At 72.2% G+C, this 1,921-nt stretch carries 1 protein-coding gene; it reads left to right on the top strand.

All coding sequences use genetic code 11. The features are described from left to right. Positions 1-165: 165 nt before the first annotated feature. Entirely contained in the window at positions 166-1,815 is a 1,650-nt protein-coding gene (locus ACFV9Q_RS23450; protein WP_377236404.1) for an AMP-binding protein, read from the top strand. The last annotated feature ends 106 nt before the right edge of the window (positions 1,816-1,921 follow it).

The raw sequence follows: 1,921 nt of genomic DNA, 5'->3' as shown, positions 1-1,921 counted from the left end.
GTCCCCTTTGAGGCCCGGGTTTCTTCGCTTTGAGGTGGCTCAAAGCGAAGAAACCCGGGCCTCAAAGGGAAGTGGACCGCCCCTCCTCGGCCGACGAGAGGGTTGCCTCCCGCACCCGTTTCCTATTGAATGCGGGTGCAATAGTGGCGAGCCGAAGGGGGCGACGTGCTGACCACCAGTGCCGTGGAGGTCCGCGCCGGCGGCCTCGCGCAGGTCGACCGCAAGGAGAACCTGCTCAACCAGGGCTTCTACCTCGTCAGGTCCGGCGTCCTCGCCCCGGGCCTGCGCGTCCATCGCGACGTCGGCGCGATCTGGCAGCTCGTCACGTGGGGCCCGTCGATCGCCGGCGGCTACCGCGCCAGCACGGTCCGCACCCCGCACCAGACGGCGTTCGCCGACGAGCAGCGCAGCGTGACCTTCCGCGAGCTCGACGAGCGCGCGAACCGGCTGGCCAACGCCCTGCGCGACCGCGGCGTCGGCCTGCGCACGCCCGTCGCCGTGCTGTGCCGCAACCACGGCGGCCTCATCGAGTCCATGGTGGCGCTGGCCAAGCTAGGCGCGACCACGCTGCTGCTCAACTCCGGGCTCTCCCCCGCGCAGGTCTCCGCCGTCGTCGCCGAGCAGGGGCCCGCGCTGCTCCTCGCCGACCAGGAGTTCCTGGACCAGGAGCCCGACCTGCCCACCGACCTGCCGGTCGTCACCACCTGGGCCGACGACGGCGCCTCCGGCCTCGCCGAGCTCGTCGCGGACGGCGACGCGGCGCGGGTGCCGATCCCCGGGAAGCCGGGCCGGACCGTCGTCATGACGTCGGGCACGACGAGCACCCCGAAGGGCGCCCGCCGTCCGCAGCCGCACGGCCTCAGCGAGGCCGCGTCGCTGCTGTCGGTCATCCCGCTGCGGGCCGGCGACCGGATGATGATCACCACGCCGATCTTCCACACGTGGGGGCTCGCGGCCCTGCAGCTCGGCATGGCGCTGCACGCGGAGCTGGTGCTGCCGCGCCGGTTCGACGCCGAGGAGACGCTCCGGATGATCGCCGAGCACCGGGTGACCGCCCTGGTCGCGGTGCCGGTCATGCTGCAGCGCATCCTCGACCTGCCCGCTGAGGTGAAGGCCCGGTACGACACGTCGTCCCTGCGCGTCGTCGCCTACTCCGGCTCGGCCATGCCCGCCGAGCGGATCACGCAGTTCCTCGCCGAGTTCGGCCCGGTGCTCTACGGCCTGTACGGCTCGACCGAGGCCTCCTGGGCCTCCATCTCGACGCCCGCGGACCTCGCCGCGCAGCCGACGACGGCGGGGCGGCCGCCGCTCGGCACCCGCATCGGCATCCTGGACGACGCCGGCCGGCCCGTCCCGCAGGGCGACGTCGGCCAGATCTGCGTGGGCAACGGCATGCTGTTCGAGGGGTACACGAACGGCACGGGCAAGCCGATGTTCGGCGACCTGATGGCCACGGGCGACCGCGGCCGCCTCGACGCCGAGGGCCGGCTGTACGTGGTGGGCCGCGCCGACGACATGATCGTCTCGGGCGGCGAGAACGTCTATCCCCGCCCGGTGGAGGACGCGATCACCGCCCTGCCCGAGGTCGCGGACGTCGCGGTGTTCGGCGTGCCCGACGAGCGGTTCGGCCACCGGTTCGCCGCGTACGTGGTGCTGCGCGAGGGCGCGACGCTCACGGCGGACACCCTGCTGGACAGCCTCCGGGACACCCTCCCGCGCTTCTCGCTCCCCCGCGACATCCACTTCCTGCCGGAACTCCCCCGCAACCCGACAGGCAAGGTCCTCCGCCGCAACCTCCCCCACCCCCCTCGTTGAGTGCTGGCTATTTGTTGTTGGGAAGGGTTGGGGGGGGAAAGAGGGAGCCATCCAAAAGGAGGGGGTAGGGGGGGGGGTGTTCCAAGGACCTCCTCAACCCCTTTTG

It is taken from the genome of Promicromonospora sp. NPDC059942 (genome assembly GCF_042731755.1).
In the GTDB taxonomy this organism is placed as follows: Bacteria; Actinomycetota; Actinomycetes; order Actinomycetales; family Cellulomonadaceae; genus Promicromonospora.
The sequence above is the reverse complement of the archived record's forward strand: the minus strand, read 5'-3'. Positions and strand labels throughout refer to the sequence as shown.